The 20,584-nt window shown below is 65.9% G+C and carries 24 protein-coding genes and 1 riboswitch; of the genes, 19 read left to right on the top strand and 5 right to left on the bottom strand.

All coding sequences use genetic code 11. The features are described 5' to 3' along the window. Positions 1-84: 84 nt before the first annotated feature. The gene (locus IAE34_RS08850) at positions 85-267 is read left to right on the top strand and encodes a hypothetical protein (protein WP_200138729.1); all 183 of its coding nucleotides are present in this window, start codon (positions 85-87) and stop codon (positions 265-267) included. Between the two features lie 18 nt (positions 268-285). Here IAE34_RS08850 and IAE34_RS08855 read toward each other — a convergent pair whose 3' ends face one another. Further along, on the bottom strand, positions 286-594 hold the full coding sequence (locus IAE34_RS08855; protein ID WP_200138502.1) for a chorismate mutase: 309 nt from the start codon (positions 592-594) through the stop codon (positions 286-288). Between the two features lie 277 nt (positions 595-871). Between IAE34_RS08855 and IAE34_RS08860 the strand changes: the two genes are divergently transcribed. Continuing rightward, positions 872-1,780, top strand: coding sequence for a LysR family transcriptional regulator (locus IAE34_RS08860; protein WP_200138503.1), 909 nt, complete (start codon positions 872-874; stop codon positions 1,778-1,780). On the opposite strand, the gene IAE34_RS08865 is transcribed toward IAE34_RS08860, so the two are convergent. From IAE34_RS08865 to IAE34_RS08875, 3 genes are all read right to left on the bottom strand, one after another. Continuing rightward, complete coding sequence (locus IAE34_RS08865; RefSeq protein WP_200138504.1) at positions 1,766-2,542, bottom strand: substrate-binding domain-containing protein; 777 nt, start codon at positions 2,540-2,542, stop codon at positions 1,766-1,768. The genes IAE34_RS08860 and IAE34_RS08865 overlap by 15 nt on opposite strands. A 13-nt stretch (positions 2,543-2,555) precedes the next feature. Continuing rightward, positions 2,556-3,857: an MFS transporter gene (locus IAE34_RS08870; RefSeq protein WP_200138505.1), complete on the bottom strand. Its 1,302-nt coding sequence runs from the start codon at positions 3,855-3,857 to the stop codon at positions 2,556-2,558. Between the two features lie 187 nt (positions 3,858-4,044). Then, positions 4,045-4,980 (bottom strand): cupin, encoded by a 936-nt coding sequence (locus IAE34_RS08875; RefSeq protein ID WP_200138506.1) that lies wholly within the window; start codon positions 4,978-4,980, stop codon positions 4,045-4,047. 254 nt (positions 4,981-5,234) lie between these two features. On the opposite strand from IAE34_RS08875, the gene hda reads away from it, so the two are divergent. The 3 genes from hda (at position 5,235) to IAE34_RS08890 (ending at position 7,377) form a co-directional block, all read left to right on the top strand. Continuing rightward, complete coding sequence (hda, locus tag IAE34_RS08880) at positions 5,235-5,939, top strand: DnaA regulatory inactivator Hda (RefSeq protein ID WP_200138507.1); 705 nt, start codon at positions 5,235-5,237, stop codon at positions 5,937-5,939. A 121-nt stretch (positions 5,940-6,060) separates the two neighbouring features. After that, positions 6,061-6,702: a C40 family peptidase gene (locus IAE34_RS08885; protein ID WP_200138508.1), complete on the top strand. Its 642-nt coding sequence runs from the start codon at positions 6,061-6,063 to the stop codon at positions 6,700-6,702. A gap of 135 nt (positions 6,703-6,837) precedes the next feature. Next, the gene (locus tag IAE34_RS08890) at positions 6,838-7,377 is read left to right on the top strand and encodes a C40 family peptidase (RefSeq protein WP_200138509.1); all 540 of its coding nucleotides are present in this window, start codon (positions 6,838-6,840) and stop codon (positions 7,375-7,377) included. A gap of 18 nt (positions 7,378-7,395) precedes the next feature. Here the strand turns inward: IAE34_RS08890 and IAE34_RS08895 are convergent, their stop codons facing one another. Beyond that, entirely contained in the window at positions 7,396-7,974 is a 579-nt protein-coding gene (locus IAE34_RS08895; RefSeq protein ID WP_200138510.1) for a hypothetical protein, read from the bottom strand. Positions 7,975-8,113: 139 nt separating this feature from the next. Beyond that, a riboswitch (cobalamin riboswitch) is annotated at positions 8,114-8,350 on the top strand. Between the two features lie 145 nt (positions 8,351-8,495). On the opposite strand from IAE34_RS08895, the gene cobO reads away from it, so the two are divergent. The 14 genes from cobO (at position 8,496) to IAE34_RS08960 (ending at position 20,559) form a co-directional block, all read left to right on the top strand. Continuing rightward, positions 8,496-9,107, top strand: coding sequence for a cob(I)yrinic acid a,c-diamide adenosyltransferase (cobO, locus tag IAE34_RS08900; protein WP_200138511.1), 612 nt, complete (start codon positions 8,496-8,498; stop codon positions 9,105-9,107). Then, positions 9,104-10,402, top strand: coding sequence for a cobyrinate a,c-diamide synthase (locus IAE34_RS08905; protein WP_200138512.1), 1,299 nt, complete (start codon positions 9,104-9,106; stop codon positions 10,400-10,402). The genes cobO and IAE34_RS08905 overlap by 4 nt, the downstream gene beginning before the upstream one ends. Further along, on the top strand, positions 10,399-11,049 hold the full coding sequence (bluB, locus tag IAE34_RS08910; protein WP_200138513.1) for a 5,6-dimethylbenzimidazole synthase: 651 nt from the start codon (positions 10,399-10,401) through the stop codon (positions 11,047-11,049). The genes IAE34_RS08905 and bluB overlap by 4 nt, the downstream gene beginning before the upstream one ends. Continuing rightward, positions 11,046-11,954: an adenosylcobinamide-phosphate synthase CbiB gene (cbiB, locus tag IAE34_RS08915; protein ID WP_200138514.1), complete on the top strand. Its 909-nt coding sequence runs from the start codon at positions 11,046-11,048 to the stop codon at positions 11,952-11,954. The genes bluB and cbiB overlap by 4 nt, the downstream gene beginning before the upstream one ends. Further along, a complete protein-coding gene (cobD, locus tag IAE34_RS08920) occupies positions 11,947-12,939 on the top strand; it encodes a threonine-phosphate decarboxylase CobD (RefSeq protein ID WP_200138515.1) in 993 nt (330 codons plus the stop codon). The genes cbiB and cobD overlap by 8 nt, the downstream gene beginning before the upstream one ends. Further along, positions 12,936-14,390 (top strand): cobyric acid synthase, encoded by a 1,455-nt coding sequence (locus IAE34_RS08925; protein WP_200138516.1) that lies wholly within the window; start codon positions 12,936-12,938, stop codon positions 14,388-14,390. Before cobD ends, IAE34_RS08925 begins: the two co-directional genes overlap by 4 nt. Continuing rightward, on the top strand, positions 14,390-14,911 hold the full coding sequence (gene cobU / locus IAE34_RS08930; RefSeq protein WP_200138517.1) for a bifunctional adenosylcobinamide kinase/adenosylcobinamide-phosphate guanylyltransferase: 522 nt from the start codon (positions 14,390-14,392) through the stop codon (positions 14,909-14,911). Before IAE34_RS08925 ends, cobU begins: the two co-directional genes overlap by 1 nt. Further along, positions 14,908-15,963, top strand: coding sequence for a nicotinate-nucleotide--dimethylbenzimidazole phosphoribosyltransferase (gene cobT, locus IAE34_RS08935; protein ID WP_200138518.1), 1,056 nt, complete (start codon positions 14,908-14,910; stop codon positions 15,961-15,963). Before cobU ends, cobT begins: the two co-directional genes overlap by 4 nt. Then, a complete protein-coding gene (locus IAE34_RS08940; protein ID WP_200138519.1) occupies positions 15,960-16,535 on the top strand; it encodes a histidine phosphatase family protein in 576 nt (191 codons plus the stop codon). The genes cobT and IAE34_RS08940 overlap by 4 nt, the downstream gene beginning before the upstream one ends. Beyond that, positions 16,535-17,269, top strand: a complete 735-nt coding sequence (locus tag IAE34_RS08945; protein WP_200138520.1) for an adenosylcobinamide-GDP ribazoletransferase — start codon at positions 16,535-16,537, stop codon at positions 17,267-17,269. Before IAE34_RS08940 ends, IAE34_RS08945 begins: the two co-directional genes overlap by 1 nt. A gap of 168 nt (positions 17,270-17,437) precedes the next feature. Continuing rightward, entirely contained in the window at positions 17,438-18,559 is a 1,122-nt protein-coding gene (locus IAE34_RS08950) for a glycoside hydrolase family 5 protein (protein WP_325100981.1), read from the top strand. 82 nt (positions 18,560-18,641) lie between these two features. Next, positions 18,642-19,841, top strand: a complete 1,200-nt coding sequence (locus IAE34_RS08955) for an MFS transporter (protein ID WP_233631035.1) — start codon at positions 18,642-18,644, stop codon at positions 19,839-19,841. Then, positions 19,838-19,963 carry a hypothetical protein gene (locus tag IAE34_RS24505; RefSeq protein WP_267908840.1) on the top strand — a complete coding sequence of 42 codons (126 nt, stop codon included), beginning with the start codon at positions 19,838-19,840 and terminating at the stop codon, positions 19,961-19,963. Before IAE34_RS08955 ends, IAE34_RS24505 begins: the two co-directional genes overlap by 4 nt. Positions 19,964-20,007: 44 nt before the next feature. Then, positions 20,008-20,559 carry a glutathione peroxidase gene (locus tag IAE34_RS08960; protein ID WP_200138522.1) on the top strand — a complete coding sequence of 184 codons (552 nt, stop codon included), beginning with the start codon at positions 20,008-20,010 and terminating at the stop codon, positions 20,557-20,559. The last annotated feature ends 25 nt before the right edge of the window (positions 20,560-20,584 follow it).

Consider the following 20,584-nt stretch of genomic DNA (forward strand, 5'->3'; position numbering starts at 1 on the left):
GCGCTGTTACACTGCCCCAATCGCCAGGTGCTATCGCGCAGCGCGTATCTACACGTGAGGGACGTTCCCATGCATCAGTTCGACATGCCTCAGGCCGAAGCCGAGAAGCTCCACGTCGAGATTGCCAAGCTCATGGCTGAAACCCGCAAGCTCAATGCCGAGGCCGGCAAGTTCAGCCGTGAAACCTTCTGGTATCCCGTCGCGATCGCCACAGGGCTGATCGGCACGGTGGCAACCGTTACCACGCTGATCATCAAATTCCTCTGATCGCTCTGCGCCTTTCCATCAAGACCCTGAAGGCGTGTTCGCAAGCCGCTCGTGGGTGGCCAGCTCTTCAGCGATGAATGCCGCGATCATTGCCCGGTAGACCTGCTCTACAACCTCGGCCGAGGCACCCGTCTCGTCGGCCATGTTCCGAACCTTCTCTATCACCTGTTCGACGCGGGCAGGCGCACGCACGTCATCGGTGGTCTTTTTGAAGCTCGCCGCCTGTGTCACGTACTGTCCGCGTTGGGCGAGCAGAGACACCAGGTTACGGTCTAGTTCATCGATTCGCTGGCGGACTTCGTCCAGCGACGTGCAGAGGGTAGTCATTGGGTTCGAGGTCCTTTTCATTAGGGAGAAGCCGGTTGAGATAAGGCGCTAACGACAGTTCGAAAGGCGTGGATTTCACGAGAGGTCGATCATGACTAGGGGCGAGACCAACGCCGCCGAATCAGCAGATACCGTAGTGCGTCCACGGTAACAGAAGGGCCGCGTCCATGAATGGCCAACTTGGCCCCAATCAATCCACTGCCCGATACAGTGGAGCAAGCGCCCATCCGAGCTGTACCATTGATGCGTACCTTCGATCAACCAACGAGCCCCCCCTGTGAGCATTCACTTCGATCTGAACGACCTGATGGCCTTCCGCGCGGTGGTGGAACAGGGCAGCTTTCGACGTGCAGCCGATTCCATCCGCATCACGCAGTCTGCCCTCAGTCGGCGCATCGAGAAGCTGGAAAACGCGCTGGCCGTTAAACTGTTCGAACGTACAACGCGCAAGGTCGCGCTGACCAATGTCGGCCGGGCCTTCCTGCCGCAGGTCGAGCGCCTGCTGGACGACCTGGATCTGGCCTTGCTCAGCATCGGCGACGGCGGCGTGTTGCTCAGTGGCACGCTCACCGTGGCCTGCGTGCCATCGGCGGCCTATTACTTCATGCCGCAGGCCATCCGCAGCTTCCGGGCGCGCTTCCCGCGCATCAAGATCAAGCTGATCGACGCCTCGGCCAACGAAGTCAGTGCTGCGGTCACGGCGGGGGAGGCCGACTTCGGAGTGAGTTTCACCGGAAACCTCGCGCCCGAGATCGAGTTCAGCCCGCTGATGGAGGAGCGCTACGTCCTGGCCTGTCGGCGGGATCATGCACTGGCTCAGCGTGCCTCGGTCACTTGGGCCGAGGCTTACCAGCACGACTACATTGCCTTGGCCAGGTCTTCGGGCAACCGACTGGTGCTGGATCGTGCGTTGCAGGGGGTGGACGTGGACGAGCGCAGCATCTGCGAGGCACGTCACGTCACAACGGCCCTCGGGCTGGTAGAAGCAGGCTTGGGGGTTGCGGTAGTGCCTTCGATCGCCATGCCCATGGGCGCGCACCCGATACTGGTGGGCGTCGCGCTGACCGAGCCCGAGGTGGTGAGGCAGCTGGGCATCCTCAAGCGCCGCGGGCGAACCTTGACGCCTGCGGCACTCGATCTGGAAGGTCTGATCCGTCAGTTGCCGGAGCGCTTAGCGCGGTACTGAGTCCAGGCCCGTGGCGCGCAGGGTGGCCTGGGCCTGCTCGGAAGACAGGCTGCGAAGCAGCGCCCTGGCCTGGGCCGGGTGCTCGGCATTGACTGGGATGCCTGCCGCGTAGCGGGTCACCGACTGCACGCTTTCCGGAATCTTGCCGACGAAGGTGGTGCCCGCGATCGGCAGTAGCTCGGCCACCTGCTGGAAGCCCACTTCGTAGTCCCCGCTGGCGACCACCGAGGCGACCGGAATGCGCTCGATCATCTTGCCCTTGGGCGCGAGCTGCTGTTCCACGCCCAGCTTCTTGAACAGCTGGTTCTGGATGTACACGCCGCTGGCGCTGTCCGAGTAGGCCACCGACCTGGCTGCCAGCAAGGTACGCTTGAGGGCTTGCTCGGTGTCGATATCGGGCTTGGGGGCGCCTGCCTTCACCACCATGCCGATGCGCGAGTCGGCCAGCTCCACGCGCGAAGCCGGGTCGACTTTGCCTTGCTTGATCAGATCGTCCAGTGCGTAGCCGACCATGATCACCACATCAGCGTGTTCGCCACGGGCCAGACGATTGGGAATGGCCTCCTGGGCCTTGCCCATCGAAGGGCCGAGCACGGTCTTCAAGGTGTTGCCACTGTGTTGGGCGAACTCCGGCCCCAGCCTCTGATAGGCGGCAGTGAATCCGCCCGAGGTCATGACGGTCAATTCCTCGGCATGAACCGCGTTGCTGAACGCGCAGACGGCGAAGGCGACGGCATTGAGGGACTTGAACAAGGGTTTCATGGCAGTTTCCTTATCAGGCGGTGGCCGGCGCGTGAGCGCGGGCGGCAATACGGCGGTACAGCACGAGCGTGGCGGCGAATGCACACAGCGCGGCGAACATCATCCAGTAAGCGGGAGCGGCCTTGTCACCGGTGGCGTGGATCAACCAGGTGGAAAGGGCGGGCGTGAAGCCACCGAAGATCGCCGTGGCCAGGCTGTAGGCGAGGGAGAAGCCGGCCACGCGCACCTCGACCGGCATGATCTCGGTGAGCGCAGGGATCATGGCGCCGTTGTACAGCCCGTAGAGGCAGGAGAACCACAGCAGCACCTCGAGCATGTGCGCGAAGCTCGGCGCCTGGGCCAGGAACGCCAGGGCCGGGTAGGCGGTCAGCAGGGTGAGAAGCGACATGACCGCCAGCAGCGGCTTGCGCCCCATGCGGTCACTCAGCGCGCCGCCGATCGGCAGCCAGATGAAGTTGGACACACCCACCAGCAGGGTGACGATCAAGGCATCGCTGGTGCTCAGTTGCAGCACCGATTTGCCGAAGGTCGGCGCATAGACCGTGATCATGTAGAAGGCCGTGGTGGTCATGGCCACCATCAGCATGCCCAGAATCACGATCGATGCGTTGGCGTACAGCGTGGCGAACACGGCCTTCATGGTCGGGCGGTGCTCACGCCTGGAGAACTCTTCGGTCTCCTGGAGGCTGCGGCGCAGCAGGAAGATGCATGGGATGATCAGGCAGCCGACCGCGAAGGGAATTCTCCAGCCCCATTGCGACAGCTCGGCAGGGCTGAGCCAGAAGTTCAGGCCATAGCCCAGGGCCGCGGCGAACACGATCGCCACTTGTTGGCTGGCCGACTGCCAGCTGGCGAAGAAGCCCTTGCGGCCCGGCGTTGCCATCTCTGCCAGGTAGACCGAAACCCCGCCCATCTCGGCGCCCGCCGAGAAGCCTTGCAGCAAGCGGCCTGCCAGCACCAGCGCTGGCGCCCACAAGCCGATGCTCGAATAGCCCGGCACCAGCACGATCAGCAACGTCCCGCTGGCCATGATCGCCAGGGTGACGATCAGCCCCTTGCGGCGGCCGACGTCGTCGATGTAGGCGCCGAGTATCACCGCTCCCAGAGGCCGCATCAGGAAGCCTGCGCCGAACACGGCGAAGGTCATCATCAGCGAAGCGAACTCGTCGCCGGCGGGGAAAAACGCGCCCGCGATCTGCGTGGCATAGAAGCCGAACAGGAAGAAGTCGAACTGCTCGAGGAAGTTTCCGGATGTCACCCGGAATACCCTTCCGGCCTTCGACGGATTCTTGGCAGGGGGTTGAGACGTACGCATGTTGCTCTCCAGCTTTTATTAAATGTTGTAAGTGCTTGTAACTGGAGATTCTCGACCAGTAGCACGCTGGCGATAAGCGTTCAATTTGCATGGATTGATGCGTGAATGCGATCAATCAGCCGCCACTGTGGCGGCTGAATGAGCGAGGTTGAGTCGGCGGCAGGCCGACCAGCAGGATGCAGGGCGGTCAGCTGAAGCGAATGTCCAGTGAGCGCAGGTAGGTTTGCAGCCCGGCATCCTGGATCGGGATCAGGTAGGCGTCCTGCTCCAGGGATTCGTTGTAATGCGCGTGCCAGTAGCCGGGCGGGGTGACGAACGCCAAACCCGGTTGCCAGTCAACCCGGGTGGGATTGACGATCTGGCCCTGTGGGTCCAGTGCGGTGCCTACCAGGGTGTAGCAACCCGTCGGGCAGTCGATGATGAAGTCCAGGGCGACCGATTGATGGCGGTGGGGCTTTTGCACGGCGCCGGCCGGCACGATGCCGTACATCGCCCAGAGCACGTGGGTCACGGTTCGGGTCTGCGGAAAGTGCTTGTTGCCAAGCAGGATGCTGACCCGGCTGCGGTCGGCGGCGCGTGGGTCGTTGGCGGCTTCCTGCAGCCTGGCATTGGCCACCTCCGCCGGGTAGAGCGTCGCGGCGAAGCGTTCGCAGGTGCTCTGCACACCCAGATAACGCAGCAGAGGTTCGTCGTGCACGTAATAAAGACGCGCGTTCGTGGTGGCCTGCAAGGTAGTGCTGCGCAGGCCCGGCATGGTGATGAAGCTGCCGCGCTGCCAGTCGAAGCGGGTTTCGTCATAGTCGAAACGGCCGGCGCCCTCGATCACGTAGAGCACCTGGGACGTGGCGTTGGGCTTGAGCGTCAGGCTGTCGCCCGCGTTCAGGCGAATGAAATTGGCGCAGAGACCAGGACTGGTGGCCGGGCCTTCGCTGCCCAGGCGGTCGCTCAGGTCCAGGGCAATCACGCGGCTCGGGCCGTCGTCGTAAAGCGTGCTGGGAAAGGTCTGGAAGGGCACTTGGGAGATCAGCTTGGCGGCGATGGGGTTGGCGGCCTTGCTGTATTCGAAGTACTGCGCGTCGTCCACAGGTGACGACACGGCGTGCAGGTCGGGAGCAGGTTTCATCGGGCTATCCTCATGATCACGAAAAGACGCACTGGCGTGCGCAGATGTGCTGACGATCAGAACAGCGTAGGCCAAGCGACCGGCAGTCACCTGGCTACTGCGCCCATGCCCGCGCTCCGTGCTTCGTGAAGAACACGCAAGCCGTTGATTTTACTTGTGCTATCGCCATGGCTGATTGTGCCGCCGATCTGGCAGGTATAGACTTCGCGCACTCTCACCGAAGGCCCCTCTGGTCCCTGTGACCGCCAGCCAGCATGAAACCGATCCAGTTGCCCCTGGGTGTGCGCCTGCGCGATGACGCCACCTTCATCAACTATTACCCGGGCGCCAATGCCGCGGCGCTGGGCTATGTCGAGCGGTTGTGCGAGGCGGATGCCGGCTGGACCGAAAGCCTCATCTATCTCTGGGGAAAACAGGGGGCAGGGCGTACGCATCTGTTGCAGGCAGCCACTCACCGCTTTCAGCAGCTCGGCGAGCCGGCAGTCTACCTGCCGCTGGCGCAATTGCTCGATCGGGGGGTGGAACTGCTCGACCACCTGGAACAGTACGAACTGGTGTGCATCGACGACCTGCACGTGATCGCCGGCAAGGCCGATTGGGAAGAGGCGATGTTCCACCTGTTCAACCGCCTGCGTGACAGCGGCAGGCGCCTGCTACTGGCGGCCTCCAGTTCGCCGCGGGAATTGCCGATCAAGCTTGCCGACCTCAAGTCGCGCCTGACCCTGGCGCTGATCTTCCAGATGCGTGCGCTTTCCGACGAAGAAAAGCTGCGCGCGTTGCAGCTACGCGCCTCGCGCCGCGGGCTGCACCTCACCGACGAAGTCGGACACTTCATCCTTACCCGTGGCACGCGCAGCATGAGCGCCCTGTTCGACCTGCTCGAACGCCTCGACCAGGCCTCGTTGCAGGCCCAGCGCAAGCTGACGATTCCCTTCCTCAAGGAGACGCTGGGCTGGTGATCCTCCAAGGTGCCGACGCCTTAGAACACAGAAGTCACATTTTTCTCGATAAAATTTGCAAATGATTCCGATAGAAGGCATAGTTTCCACCTTCCAACGGATCCCAGACACGGTCGTGCCCATGCTCAAGCGCTTCGCACCCCTCGTGCCCCTCGCACTTGTGACCCTGCTTTTTGGCTGCGCGGCCCAAGGCCCGACTTCCCAGCCCCAGGATCGCCCCTCGGTCACCGCACAAAGCGCGGTCAAATCCCAGGCTTCGCATTCGTCGATCTTCGACGAGCAGGACCTGGCGACCGAAGAAGACCTCCAAGCCTTCTCCAGCAACAGCAAGCCCTATGAACTCCCCGTGCTGGCCGACAGCATTCTGGAGCGTGGCATGGCGCTGATCGGCACCCGCTACCGCTTCGGCGGCACCTCGGAGCAATCCGGTTTCGATTGCAGCGGTTTCATCGGCTACTTGTTCCGCGAAGAGGCTGGCATGAACCTGCCACGCTCGACCCGCGAAATGATCAACGTCGATGCCCCCAAGGTGGCCCGCAACAAGCTCAAGCCCGGCGATCTGCTGTTCTTCAGCACCAACGGCCGTGGTCGTGTCAGCCATGCCGGCATCTATCTGGGTGACAATCAGTTCATCCACTCCAGCAGCCGCCGCAGCGGTGGTGTACGCATCGACAGCCTGGGCGATCGTTATTGGAGCAAAACCTTCCTCGAAGCCAAGCGTGCCTTGGCCATGGCGCCGACGACCACACTGTCACGAAACTAATGGCACGGTGCTGTACTCTGATCACGGCGATTGGCTGAAAAGCTAATCGCCGTGCGCATTTACGAATAGCGTCTAATCTAAATTCTCAACTCTATCTTCGGCTGCGGCCGATCGGTCTCAGACAGGTTCTGACCCATGGCGATCATGACGCGCTTCGCATTCCTTTCCCTGGTGGCATTGCTCGCTGCCTGCTCCAGCCGTCCTCCGGCACCCCCTCCCGTGGCTAAGAAGCCACCGGTGGTGTTCATCGACCAACCCTCGGCCTCGCCGGTGGCCGATGACGTGCTGATCCGCGCGATCGGCCTGGTGGGAACGCCGTACCGTTGGGGCGGCAATACGCCCGATGCAGGCTTCGATTGCAGCGGTCTGATCGGTTATGTCTATCGCGACGCCGCGAACATCAGCCTGCCGCGCTCGACCCGCGAGATGATCGTCATGCGCGCCCCGACCATCGACATCAACGCCTTGCAGTCCGGTGATCTGGTGTTCTTCGCTACCGGCGGCGGTTCGCGCGTGAGCCATGCCGGTATCTACGTGGGGGAGGGGCGCTTCGTGCATGCGCCTTCCAGTGGCGGCACCGTGCGCCTGGACTACCTCTCCAACAGCTACTGGTCCAGGGCCTACCTGCAGGCCAAGCGGGTACTGGCACCAGGGCATCTGGCGCAGAACCCCTGATCGAGGGCGCCCTGGGGCTCAGGCCTGTTTGAGCAGCACGGCGATTCCCGGGTGATACTGGCCCGCCTCGTTGTGCAGGTTGCGATAGGCGTAGGGGAAGTACCAGGCGATGACGCACGCCGTGTGCTTGCCCAGATCGTCCACCAGGTCCTGCAGCTCTTCCGGGCTGGCATGCTGGCCGGGCTTCCAGGGGCTGACGAACAACGCTCCGGCCTTGAACTGGCTGGAATAGCCGGTCATTCGCGCCAGTGCTGCGGTCTCCTGCAAGGCAGTCGCCAGATCCAGGCGGGCGATCCGCGGCCAGCGCTGCTCGACGTGCAGGTGCAAGGACTGCTCGGCATCGGCAATATTCAGGTCGCAGCGTGAGTCCCGCGCCCCTTCATCACGCTGCTTCTTGCCCTGATAGCGTTGCAGCGCCACACGCTCGGCTTGCCACGCTGCGGCGGCGAGTAGTCCGGCATTGGCTTGTGCACCGTGCCAGTAGGGCGCATCGGTATCACCGTGTATCTGGCTGAAGCGGTCGATACACTCGACCCAGCGCTCGAACACCGGGCGCAGGAACTCCATTTGCGGATTGTTGACGATCAAGCCTTGCATCACGCGCTCTCCTTGTAGTTATGACCGCGCACATCTGAAATGATGTCTATTTGATATCACTGTATCAGGCTTGAGACAAAGCGCCTGCCTGCCCGTCCAGCGGCGGTGTTCAATTGACGCTCCCGGTGCAACCCTCTAACCTTCGCGGCGTGTTTCAGGTGCTCGGCGGACAGGCTCCGCCAGAGTGAAACTGGGAAGCCGGTGGGCGCCATGGTGGCGCGAATCCGGCGCTGCCCCCGCAACGGTAGGTGAGTCGAGGCTGCGCAGGGCCACTGGAGTGCTCCGGGAAGGCGCGCGGCATCGGGCCAGGCTTCTATGGAGAAGTCCTGCCGCCCGGCTCACGAGCCCGGAGACCGGCCTGTCACTGCCAACGGCATCACGGAGGGTGATGCGCGCCGCCCGTGCCCCCGCCACGGCCATTGCGTGCTCCCGTCCGTGCCTGCCTGTCCTGATCACCTGTCGCTGCGCCGCCAGTCGGCGAAGGCTGAGCCTGCGTGGCGACAGTTTGCGGAGTACTGCTGATGAACGAATCCACCGACCGTGACGAACGCCACCTGGCGCGCATGCTGCGCAAGAAGGCGGTGATCGACGAGCGCATCGCCAATTCTCCCAATGAATGCGGCCTGCTGCTGGTGCTCACCGGCAACGGCAAGGGCAAGAGCAGTTCGGCGTTCGGCATGCTCGCCCGGGCCATGGGCCATGGCATGCACTGTGGCGTGGTGCAGTTCATCAAGGGGCGCAACAGCACCGGCGAGGAACTGTTCTTCCGGCGCTTTCCCGATCAGGTGCGCTACCACGTGATGGGCGAGGGTTTCACCTGGGAAACCCAGGACCGTCAGCGCGACATCGCCGCGGCCCAGGCGGCCTGGGCGGTGTCGCGGGAACTGTTGCACGACCCAGCCGTGCAGTTCGTGGTGCTCGACGAGCTGAACATTGCCCTCAAACATGGCTACCTGGACCTCGACCAGGTGCTCTCGGACCTTCAGGCGCGCCCGCCCATGCAGCACGTGATCGTCACGGGCCGAGGCGCCAAGCCGGAGATGATCGAGCTGGCCGATACGGTCACCGAGATGGGCATGCTCAAGCACGCCTTCCAGGCGGGCATTCGCGCGCAGAAGGGCGTCGAGCTGTGAGCCGAGCCGTTCGTCACTGTCCGGCCGTGCTGATCGCGGCACCGGCCTCCGGCCAGGGCAAGACCACCGTCACCGCGGCCCTGGCACGCCTGCACCGCAACCTGGGGCGCAAGGTCCGGGTGTTCAAGTGCGGCCCCGATTTCCTCGATCCGATGATCCTGGAGCGCGCCAGTGGCGCGCCGGTGTATCAGCTGGACATGTGGATGATTGGCGAAACCGAGAGCCGACGCCTGTTGTGGGACGCCGCCGCCGATGCCGATCTGATCCTGATCGAAGGGGTCATGGGGCTGTTCGACGGCACCCCGTCCAGTGCCGACCTGGCCCGTCATTTCGGCGTGCCGGTGCTGGCGGTGATCGACGGCACCGCCATGGCCCAGACCTTCGGCGCGCTCGCCCTGGGCCTGGCCCGCTACCAGCCCGATCTCCCGTTCGCCGGGGTGCTGGCCAATCGAGTCGGCAGCTTGCGCCATGCGCAGTTGCTCGAAGGCAGCCTGACCGAGGGCCTGCGCTGGTATGGCGGGCTGTCGCGCGAACGCGGCATCGAGCTGCCCAGCCGTCATCTCGGGCTGGTTCAGGCCAGCGAGCTCAACGACCTGGACGCCCGCCTGGACGCCGCGGCGCAGGCTTTGGGTGCCAGTTGCGATGCCGCTCTGCCGCCCCCTGTAACCTTCGCCGAGCCACCTTGCGTGCGCGTGTCGCAGAGCCTGCGCGGCGTGCGCGTCGGTGTCGCCCGCGACGAGGCGTTCGCCTTCCTGTACGGCGCCAACCTCGAGCTGCTGCGCCAGATGGGCGCCGAATTGCTGTTCTTCTCGCCACTGCATGACGCGCAGCTGCCGCAGGTCGACAGCCTGTACCTGCCCGGCGGCTATCCGGAGCTGCATCATCGAGCCCTGGCGGCCAATACCCCGATGTGCCAGGCGATCCGCGCGCATCACGCCCAGGGCAAACCCCTGCTGGCCGAATGCGGCGGCATGCTCTACCTGCTCGACGCGCTGACCGACGTGGCCGGTGAGCGTGCCGAGCTGCTGGGGCTGCTGCCGGGCGAAGCGGTGATGCAGAAGCGTCTCGCTGCGCTGGCCTTGCAGGCGGTCGAGTTGCCCGAGGGCACCTTGCGCGGCCACACCTATCACCATTCGCTGACCTCCACCGAACTGGTGCCCGTGGCCCGCGGCCAGAGCCCCAATGGCGGGCGTGGCAACGAAGCGGTCTATCGCCTGGGACGGTTGACGGCGTCCTACGTGCATTTCTATTTCCCGTCCGATCCGGAGGCGGCCGCCGCGCTGTTGCGACCATGAATGCCCACGCCTTTACCGACGCCGAACGGGCGGCGGTCTATCGGGCCATCGGCGAACGACGGGACATGCGCCATTTCACTGCAGGCGAGGTAGCGCCTGCGCTGCTCGCCCGCCTGCTCGGTGCCGCCCACCAGGCTCCCAGCGTGGGGCTGATGCAGCCCTGGCGCTTCATCCGCATCAGCCAAGCGGCCCTGCGTGAGCGCATCCAGGCCCTGGTCGAACAGGAGCGTCTGCGCACCGCCGAGGCCCTGGGCGAGCGCGCCGATGATTTCATGAAGCTCAAGGTCGAAGGCATCGCCGACTGCGCCGAGGTGCTGGTCGCGGCCTTGATGGACCGGCGCGAGGCACACATCTTCGGTCGTCGCACCCTGCCGGAGATGGACCTGGCGTCGCTGGCCTGTGCCATCCAGAACCTGTGGCTGGCTGCCCGCGCCGAAGGCCTGGGCATGGGCTGGGTGTCGTTGTTCGACCCGCAGGCGCTGGGCGAACTGCTGGGCATGCCGCCCGGCGCCAAGCCGGTAGCGGTCCTCTGTCTGGGGCCTGTGGCGCGCTTCTACGAAGCGCCCATGCTGGTGCTGGAAGACTGGGCACGCGAGCGGCCCTTGAGCGAGATGCTCTACGAAAATCACTGGGGAGCGCAGCCATGAGCATCGCCTTGCTCACCGTTGCCGGCGTGGCGCTGGACACGCTGCTGGGCGAACCCGAACGACGCCATCCGTTGGTGGCTTTCGGCAACTTCGCCAATCGGCTCGAACAACGCCTGAATGCCGGTGGCCGAGGCTGGCGCAGTCATGGCATCAGCGCCTGGTTCCTGGCCGTGGTGCCGTTGACCCTGCTGGCGCTGATCCTGTCCTGGCTGCCGGCCATCGGCTGGCTGGTGGACGCGCTTGCGCTGTACTGCGCGCTGGGGCTGCGCAGCCTAGGCGAGCATGTGCTGCCGGTGGCGCAGGCGCTGCGACAAGGCGATCTGAATGAAGCGCGGCGCCGCGTGGGGTATCTGGTGAGCCGCGAAACCGCCGAACTGGATGAATCGGCGGTCGCCCGCGCCGCCACCGAATCGGTGCTGGAAAATGGCAGCGACGCGGTCTTCGCCGCGCTGTTCTGGTTCGTCGTGGCCGGGGCGCCGGGCGTGGTGCTGTACCGCCTGAGCAATACCCTCGATGCCATGTGGGGCTACCGCACGCCGCGCCTGGAGCGCTTCGGCTGGGCAGCGGCACGCATCGACGATGTACTCAATTACATTCCGGCTCGCCTGGTGGCGTTGACCTACGCCGTCCTCGGCAAGACTCGCCTGGCCTTGCGCTGCTGGCGCAGCCAGGCACCACGCTGGGACAGCCCCAATGCCGGTCCCGTGATGGCGGCCGGTGCCGGTGCCCTGGGCGTCGAACTGGGCGGGCCTGCGGTGTACCACGGCGAGCTGCACAGCCGTCCACAGCTGGGCGAAGGCCAGGGGGCCGATGCCGACGCCATCGAGCGCGGTTGGAACCTGGTGCAGCGCGGCGTCTGGTTGTGGTTGCTGGTGATCTGTCTCGGGGGCTGGCTCTATGCTTGAACACGGCGGTCGTCTGCTGCGTGCGGTGCACCAATACGGCATCGCGCGTGAACAATGGCTCGACCTGTCCAGCGGTATCGCCCCCTGGCCGTTCCCGATAGCCCCCATACCAATCCATGCCTGGGCGCGTCTGCCGGAAGTCGAGGACGGTCTGGAGCAGGCTGCACGGGTGTACTACGGGGTGCATCGAGTGCTGGCGGTGGCAGGCTCGCAGGCGGCCATCCAGGCGCTGCCATTGCTGCGCCCCCGCTGCCGGGTCGGTGTGCTCGGGCCCTGCTACGCCGAGCACCCGCACGCCTGGCGAGAGGCCGGCCACAGGCTGGTCGAGCTGGACGAAGGACAGGTCGAGGGTGCCCTGGACAGTCTCGACGTGCTGCTGTTGGTCAACCCGAACAACCCCACAGGCCGCTGCGTGCCGCGTCAGCGCCTGCTCGACTGGCAGGCACGGCTGGCCCGGCGTGGTGGCTGGCTGGTGGTGGACGAGGCGTTCATGGACAACACCCCGCAGCACAGTGTGGTCGACCAGGCCGGGCGCGGCGGATTGATCGTGCTGCGCTCGTTCGGCAAGTTCTTCGGGCTGGCCGGCGTGCGTCTGGGCTTCGTGGTGGCCGAGGCGCCGCTGTTGCAAGCCCTTGCCGAACGCCTGGGGCCATGGACGGTGAGCGGCCCGACACGCATCGTCGGCCAGGCGTGCCTGGCCGATACCCACAGCCAGCAGGACCAGATCGCGCGCTGTGCCCAGGCCAGCGCGCGCTTGGTGGCGCTGCTCGCGGACAGCGGTCTGCCGGCCAGCGGTGGCTGCGACCTGTTCCAGTACCGGCGCGACCCCAGCGCTGCCCGGTTGCACGAGTTCCTGGCGCGCCGGGGGATTCTCGTGCGCCTGTTCGACACCCCGAGCGCCATACGCGTGGGGCTGCCTGCCAGCGCGGCGGACGAAGCGCGCCTGCGCCAGGCCCTGCAGGACTATCACAAGGAGTCGGCATGACCACCCTCATGGTGCAAGGCACCACCTCCGATGCCGGCAAGAGCACGCTGGTCACCGCCTTGTGTCGCTGGCTGCGCCGCCGAGGCATCGGCGTGGTGCCCTTCAAGCCGCAGAACATGGCGCTCAACAGCGCGGTGACCGCAGACGGCGGCGAGATCGGTCGCGCCCAGGCAGTGCAGGCGCAGGCCTGTGGCCTGGCGCCGCACACCGACATGAACCCGGTGCTGCTCAAGCCCAACAGCGACACCGGCGCCCAGGTGATCGTCCATGGCCGGGCGGTGACCAGCATGAATGCGCTCGCCTATCACGACTACAAGGCCGTCGCCATGCAGGCGGTACTGGCCTCGCACCAGCGTCTGAGCGCGGCCTATCCCGTGGTGATGGTCGAAGGCGCCGGTTCGCCTGCCGAGATCAACCTGCGCGCCGGCGACATCGCCAACATGGGCTTCGCCGAAGCCGTCGATTGCCCGGTTATCCTGATCGCCGACATCAATCGTGGCGGGGTCTTCGCGCACCTGGTAGGCACCCTGGAATTGCTCTCACCCAGTGAACAGGCGCGGATCCAGGGTTTTGTCATCAACCGTTTCCGAGGTGACATCGCCTTGTTGCAACCCGGTCTGGACTGGCTCGAACAGCGCACGGGCAAACCGGTGCTCGGCGTGCTGCCCTATGTCGGCGACCTGCACCTGGAGGCCGAGGACGGCATCGACCACCGGCAGGCGACGAAGGGCGAGCAGGTGTTGAAAGTCATCGTGCCGGTGCTGCCGCGCATCAGCAATCACACCGACTTCGACCCGCTGCGTCTGCATCCGCAGGTCGATTTGCAGTTCATCGGTCCCGGTCAGCCGATCCCGCCCGCCGATTTGATCATCCTGCCCGGCTCCAAGAGCGTACGCGCAGACCTCGCCCAGCTGCGCGCCCGTGGCTGGGACCAGGCCATCGCCCGCCACTTGCGCTATGGCGGCAAGTTGATCGGTATCTGCGGCGGGCTGCAGATGCTGGGGCGACAGGTACAGGATCCCGGTGGCCTGGAAGGCCCGGCCGGCACCAGCGACGGCCTGGGATTGCTCGACTACTCGACCGTGCTGGAGGCCGAAAAGCAGCTGCGCAACGTCGTTGGCCAGTTGAGCCTGGAGCAGGCGCCGGTAGGCGGCTACGAGATTCATGCCGGCGTCACCCAGGGGCCGGCATTGCAACATCCGGCGGTGCGGCTGGCCGATGGCCGCGACGACGGTGCCATCAGCGTCGACGGGCAGATCCTGGCCACCTACCTGCATGGTCTGTTCGAGGGCAGCGAGTCCTGCGCGGCATTGCTGCGCTGGGCGGGGCTTGAAGCGGTCGAGCCGATCAACTACCACGCGCTGCGTGAACGCGACATCGAGCGCCTGGCCGATCTGGTCGAGCAGCACCTGGACACTGCGCGGCTGCGCAGTCTGTGTGGAGTCGCCTGATGCGCACCCTGATCCTCGGCGGCGCCCGCTCGGGCAAAAGCCGCCTGGCCGAAGAGCAGGCTGCGGCCAGCGGCCAGGCCGTGACCTACATCGCCACCAGCGAGCCGCTGGATGGTGAAATGAACGAGCGCGTGCGCCTGCACCGCGCGCGTCGCCCGGCCGACTGGCGGCTGATCGAGCAGCCCCTGGCCCTGGCCCGCGTGCTGCGCGCCGAGGCAGCGGACGATCGCTGCCTGCTGGTGGACTGCCTGACCCTGTGGCTGACCAACCTGCTGATGCTCGACGACCCGCAACGCCTGGACGCGGAGCGCGAGGCACTGCTCGACTGCCTGGCGAGCCTTCCGGGCACGGTTATCCTGGTCAGCAACGAAAGCGGCCTGGGTGTGGTGCCACTGGGCGAACTGACCCGTCGCTACGTCGATCTCGCCGGCTGGCTGCACCAGGCCGTGGCCCAGCGCTGCGAGCGCGTGGTGCTGACCGTCGCCGGTCTTCCTCTCATCCTCAAAGGACCTGCTCTATGACTTCCAACTGGTGGCTCGATGCCTGCCGACCCCTGGACATCCACGCCATGGAGCAGGCGTGTGCCCGCCAGCAGCAACTGACCAAGCCGGCTGGCTCGCTCGGTCAGCTGGAGCACCTGGCGATCACCCTGGCAGCGCTGCAAGGTCGCGAGCGGCCGAGCCTGGAGCGCGTGGCAATCACCCTCTTCGCGGGCGATCACGGCGTGGTCGAGGAGGGCATCTCGGCCTATCCGCAGGCCGTCACCGGCCAAATGCTGCGCAATTTCGTCGGCGGTGGCGCAGCCATCAGCGTGCTGGCCCGTGAGCTGGCGGCGTCGCTGGAGGTGGTCGACCTGGGAACGGTGGATCCGACGCTGGAATTGCCGGGCGTGCAGCATCTGCGCCTGGGCGCCGGCACCGCCAACTTCGCCCGCCAGCCGGCGATGAGCGAGGCGCAGGTGCAGGCGGCGCTCGAGGCCGGGCGTGACAGTGCGCTGCGCGCGATCGCCCGCGGCGCTCAACTGTTCATCGGCGGTGAGATGGGTATCGGCAACACCACGGCCGCCGCCGCCGTGGCCAGCGCTCTGCTGGGCTGCTCGGCCACTGCCCTGAGCGGGCCCGGTACCGGCCTGGACAGCGCCGGCGTACGCCATAAGGCCGAGGTGATAGAGCGTGCGCGGAGCCTACATGGTTTGACCGAGGCCGATACCTGGCGAGCCCTGCGCTGCGTCGGTGGGTTCGAGATCGCGGCATTGACCGGCGCCTACTTGGCGTGCGCCCAGCAGGGCGTGGCCGCGCTGGTGGACGGGTTCATCTGCAGTGTGGCGGCGCTGGTCGCCGTGCGTCTGAATCCCCATTGCCGCCCATGGCTGTTGTTCGCCCACCAAGGGGCCGAGCCCGGCCATCGCGCCCTGCTCGACGCGCTGCAGGCCCAGCCGCTGCTGGCCCTGGACCTGCGACTGGGCGAGGGCAGCGGCGCGGCGCTGGCGGTGCCGCTGATGCGCCTGGCGTGTGCACTGCATGGGCAGATGGCGACCTTCGCCGAGGCGGCCGTGGCCGATCGTCCGGCATGATTCTCGACCTGTTGCGTCACGGTGAAACCGAACTGGGCGGTGGTTTGCGTGGCAGCCTGGACGATGCCCTGACGCCGACGGGGTGGGCGCAGATGCGCGCTGCGGTCGCCGCAGTCCCTGAGGCCTGCACGTGGCAGGCGCTGGTCAGCTCGCCCCTGCAACGCTGTGCGCGCTTCGCCGAGGAACTGGGCGCGGATCTGGGGCTGTCGGTGCAGCTGGAGGACGGTGTACGCGAGTTGCATTTCGGCGATTGGGAGGGACGCAGCGCCGCGCAGATCATGCAAGGCGAAGCCGACCTGCTGGGACTTTTCTGGGCCGACCCCTACGCCTGTACGCCGCCCGGCGGCGAGCCGGTGGGTGAGTTTGCCGCGCGGGTGCAGGCAAGCGTGCAGCGGCTTGCGCAACGCCACGCTGGCCAGCGGGTGCTGCTGGTGACCCATGGCGGGGTCATGCGCCTGTTGCTGGCCCAGGCCCGCGGATTGCCGCGCGAGCAGTTGCTGCAAGTGGAGGTCGGCCATGGTGCCTTGAAAAGCCTGGCCGTCGAGGCCGGGCGATTCCGGGAGCTCACGTGATGCTGCCGTTCTGGATCGCCCTGCAGTTCCTCAGCAGCCTGCCGGTGAGCCTGCCCGGCATGCCCGAGCCCCGTCTGCTGGGGCGCTCACTGTTGTATTACCCCGCGGTCGGTGCCTTGTTCGGGGCGTTGCTGTGGGCGGCCAGCGCAATGTTGCACGGCGCCCCCGCCCCGTTGCAGGCGGCCCTGCTGCTATGCCTCTGGGTACTGCTCAGCGGCGCGCTGCACCTGGACGGGCTGGCCGACAGCGCCGATGCCTGGCTGGGCGGCTTCGGCGATCGCGAGCGCACCTTGCAGATCATGAAGGACCCCCGCAGCGGTCCCATCGCCGTGGTGACGCTGGTGCTGGTGTTGCTGCTGAAGTTCTGTGCGCTCTGGGTGCTGCTCGAGCGCGACGCGGGGGCCTGGTTGATGTTGGCACCGGTCCTGGGTCGCGCGGCGTTGCTCGGGTTGTTCCTGTGCACACCGTACGTACGGGCCGGTGGCTTGGGGGCGGCGCTCGCCAAGCACCTGCCCAAGACGCAGGGCGGCTGGACGCTGCTGGCCACCGTGGCGGCCTGCGTGTTGTTCGGTGGCGTGACGGCGGCGCTGATCGTGCTGCTGGCCCTGGGCGTGTTCGCGGCGCTGCGCCGGCAGATGTGCCGGCGCCTGGGCGGCACCACCGGCGATACGGCCGGTGCCCTGCTGGAGTTGCTGGAGTCGAGCGTGGTGGTGGGGCTGGCCCTGATGGTGTGAGCGACCGCTGCGAAGGTTGGGAATGCTCTTGCACTCGGTGCGGAAAAGTCGCCCCCGGAGTCGCGCTAGGCTCGGTGTTCCCCCTCACTTCCGGAACCTCCTATGCTTCGCCGACTGCTCGCCTGGGTGCTTGCCCTGAGCACGCTGCCCGCCCTGGCCGCCGATCTCATCGATTTCTGGGACACACCGCGCCACGGCGCCAACAGTTTCAACCGGCTGCCGCCCGATCAGCGCTATTTCGACGCCCTCAAGGCGTATGGTGCCACCTGGGTAAGATTGTCCTACGACAAGTGGCAGCCGGCCGGCCGGGACTTTCTGCTGGGCGATGCCGACGCCTACGAAGGCCTGGTTCAGGCGGACCTGGACACGTTGATGACCACCCTCGACCGCGCTCACCAGGCGGGATTGAAGGTGGTCATCGCGCCGCTGTCATTGCCCGGCATGCGCTGGGCGCAGAACAACCACAATCGCTTCGACGATCGACTGTGGCAGGACAAGGCCTATTGGCAGCAGTCCGCGACGTTCTGGCAGGACCTGGCCGCCGCGCTCAAGGATCATCCTGCGGTGGCGGCCTTCAACCTGATCAACGAGCCGGCCCCGGAAAAGCTCGGGGGGCTGCGCGAGCATGCCTCGGCGGTGGACATGCAGCGCTGGTACGCGCAGGTGCAGGGCAGCGCTCGGGACCTGCCCGCTCTGTCGGCGACGCTGGTAGAGGCTATCCGCCGCGTGGACGCCGTCACGCCGGTGATGGTCGATGCCGGCTGGTATGCAGCGGCGGATGCCTTCGGCTATTGGCCACAGCCCTTGGCCGACGAGCGCGTCCTCTACAGCGTGCACATGTACGAACCCTACATGGCCACCTCGGCGCCGAACCTCAGCCGCAAACGGCCTTACGCTTACCCTGGCAAGGTGCCGTTCGCCGGCGTTCGCGAACACTGGGATGCGCAACGGGTGGCCGATTACCTTCAACACCCGGTACGCTGGGCCGAACAGCATGCGTTGCCGCTGTCGCGGCTGGTGGTCGGCGAATTCGGCTGCATGCGACGGCTGCCGGGCTGCGGGGCGTACCTGCAGGATGTGCTCGGTGCACTCGATCGCCATCGGCTGCATTGGGCGTTCTATGCCTTTCGCGAAGATGCCTGGGATGGAATGGACTACGAACTGGGCACCGAAGCAGTGCCCTGGCGCTACTGGAAAGCTATCGACGAGGGGGCGCCCGACCCGCTGCAGCGTACGCCGGGACCTTTGATGGAGCCGATCCTGCAGCGTTTGAAGGGGCAGGGGCCGTAGAAAAGTCTTGCACCGCTTCACCGCAAAGTATACACGCTGGAGGCTGATATGCCTGTCCTTCGTGCTGTTGGAGATAACAACAATGATATCCATCTGGCGAACCAGTGGCTGGGTGCTGCTGGGCGCTGCGCTGATCCTCGCGCTGTCGCTTGGCGTACGCCATGGTTTCGGGCTGTTCCTCAGTCCCATGAGCGCCGATTTCGGTTGGGGTCGGGGAGTGTTCGCCTTCGCGATTGCCTTGCAGAACCTGATCTGGGGCCTGGCGCAACCGTTCGCCGGCGCCCTGGCGGATCGGCTTGGCGCAGCGCGAGTGATCGTCATCGGCGGTATCCTCTACGCCCTGGGGTTGATGCTGATGAGCCTGGCCGACTCGCCCGGGTCGCTGTCGCTGAGCGCTGGCCTGCTGATCGGTCTAGGCCTGTCGGGCACCTCGTTCTCGGTCATCCTCGGCGTGGTCGGCCGCGCGGTGGCCCCTGAGCAGCGCAGCCTGGCCATGGGCATCGCCAGCGCGGCGGGCTCCTTCGGCCAGTTCGCCATGCTGCCCGGGACCCTGGGCCTGATCCAGTGGCTGGGCTGGTCGGCGGCGTTGCTGGTGCTGGGGCTGATGGTGGCACTGATCGTGCCTTTCGTCAGTTTGCTGCGCGACCGTCCGTTGCCTATGCAGGTCGGCGACCAGACGCTGTCCCAGGCCTTGCACGAGGCCTGTTCGCACACAGGTTTCTGGCTGCTGGCGCTGGGCTTTTTCGTGTGCGGCTTCCAGGTAGTGTTCATCGGCGTGCACCTGCCCGCCTATCTGGTCGATCAGCACCTGCCGGCCACCACTGGAACCACGGTGCTGGCGCTGGTCGGCCTGTTCAACATCCTCGGCACCTATACCGCAGGCTGGCTCGGCGGGCGGTTGTCCAAGCCGCGCCTGCTGACCACCTTGTACCTGCTCAGGGCAGGGGTGATCGTGGCCTTCCTGTGGGCGCCGGTCACCGCGTTCAGCGCCTGTCTGTTCGGCATCGCCATGGGCCTGCTGTGGCTGTCGACCGTTCCCTTGACCAACGGCACGGTCGCGACCCTGTTTGGCGTGCGCAACCTATCGATGCTCGGCGGCATCGTCTTCCTGTTCCACCAGCTGGGGGCGTTTCTTGGGGGGTGGCTGGGTGGCGTGGTCTACGATCGCACCGGCAGCTATGACCTGGTCTGGCAGATTTCGATACTGCTGAGTCTGCTGGCGGCAGCGCTCAACTGGCCGGTCCGCGAGCGCCCGGTCGCACGCCTGGCGGCGTCGACATGAATCGCCCTGTCGTGCGGGCCGGGTTGGCCGTTGGCGGCCTGCTGTTGGCACTCGCCATGGCCTGGTGGGGCTGGCAGCGAGGCGGTTTGGCCTTGATGCAACTGGGCATGAGCGTCTGTTAGGCGCTAACCTGCAAGGCAATCAAGGTTCTCAGGAGTATTGCAGCATGCCCATGCGTTGGCTCGTCGCACCCTTGCTGGCCCTGGCGGCCGCTACCCCCACCTGGGCGGTCGAATGCCCGGCGTTGCTCCAGGGCAGCCTGCCGGAGTTGCGCGGCAAGGAGCAGATAAACCTGTGTGAGCGTTACGCCGGCAAGCCGCTGGTGGTGATCAACACGGCCAGCTATTGCGGCTTCGCGCCTCAGTTCGAAGGGCTGGAGGCCACCTACCAGGCCTATCACGCCCAGGGCCTGGAAATGCTCGGTGTACCGTCCAACGATTTCAAGCAGGAGGACGCCGACAGCGAGAAGACCGCCAAGGTCTGCTACGCCAATTACGGCGTGACCTTCACCATGACCAAGGCCCAGCCGGTGCGCGGCGCGGACGCCATCGCGCTATTCGTCGAACTGGCCAGACAGAGCAGCGCGCCGAAGTGGAATTTCTACAAGTACGTGGTCGATCGTCGCGGCAAGGTGATCGGCAGTTTCTCGAGCCTCACCAAACCGGACGACCCGGCCTTGCGCGCGGCGATCGAGAAGGCCATCGCCTCCAAACCCTGAGCGTGAGGTCCGCCAAGGCATGAAA

The organism is Pseudomonas sp. S30, assembly GCF_016518545.1.
Lineage (GTDB): Bacteria > Pseudomonadota > Gammaproteobacteria > Pseudomonadales > Pseudomonadaceae > Aquipseudomonas.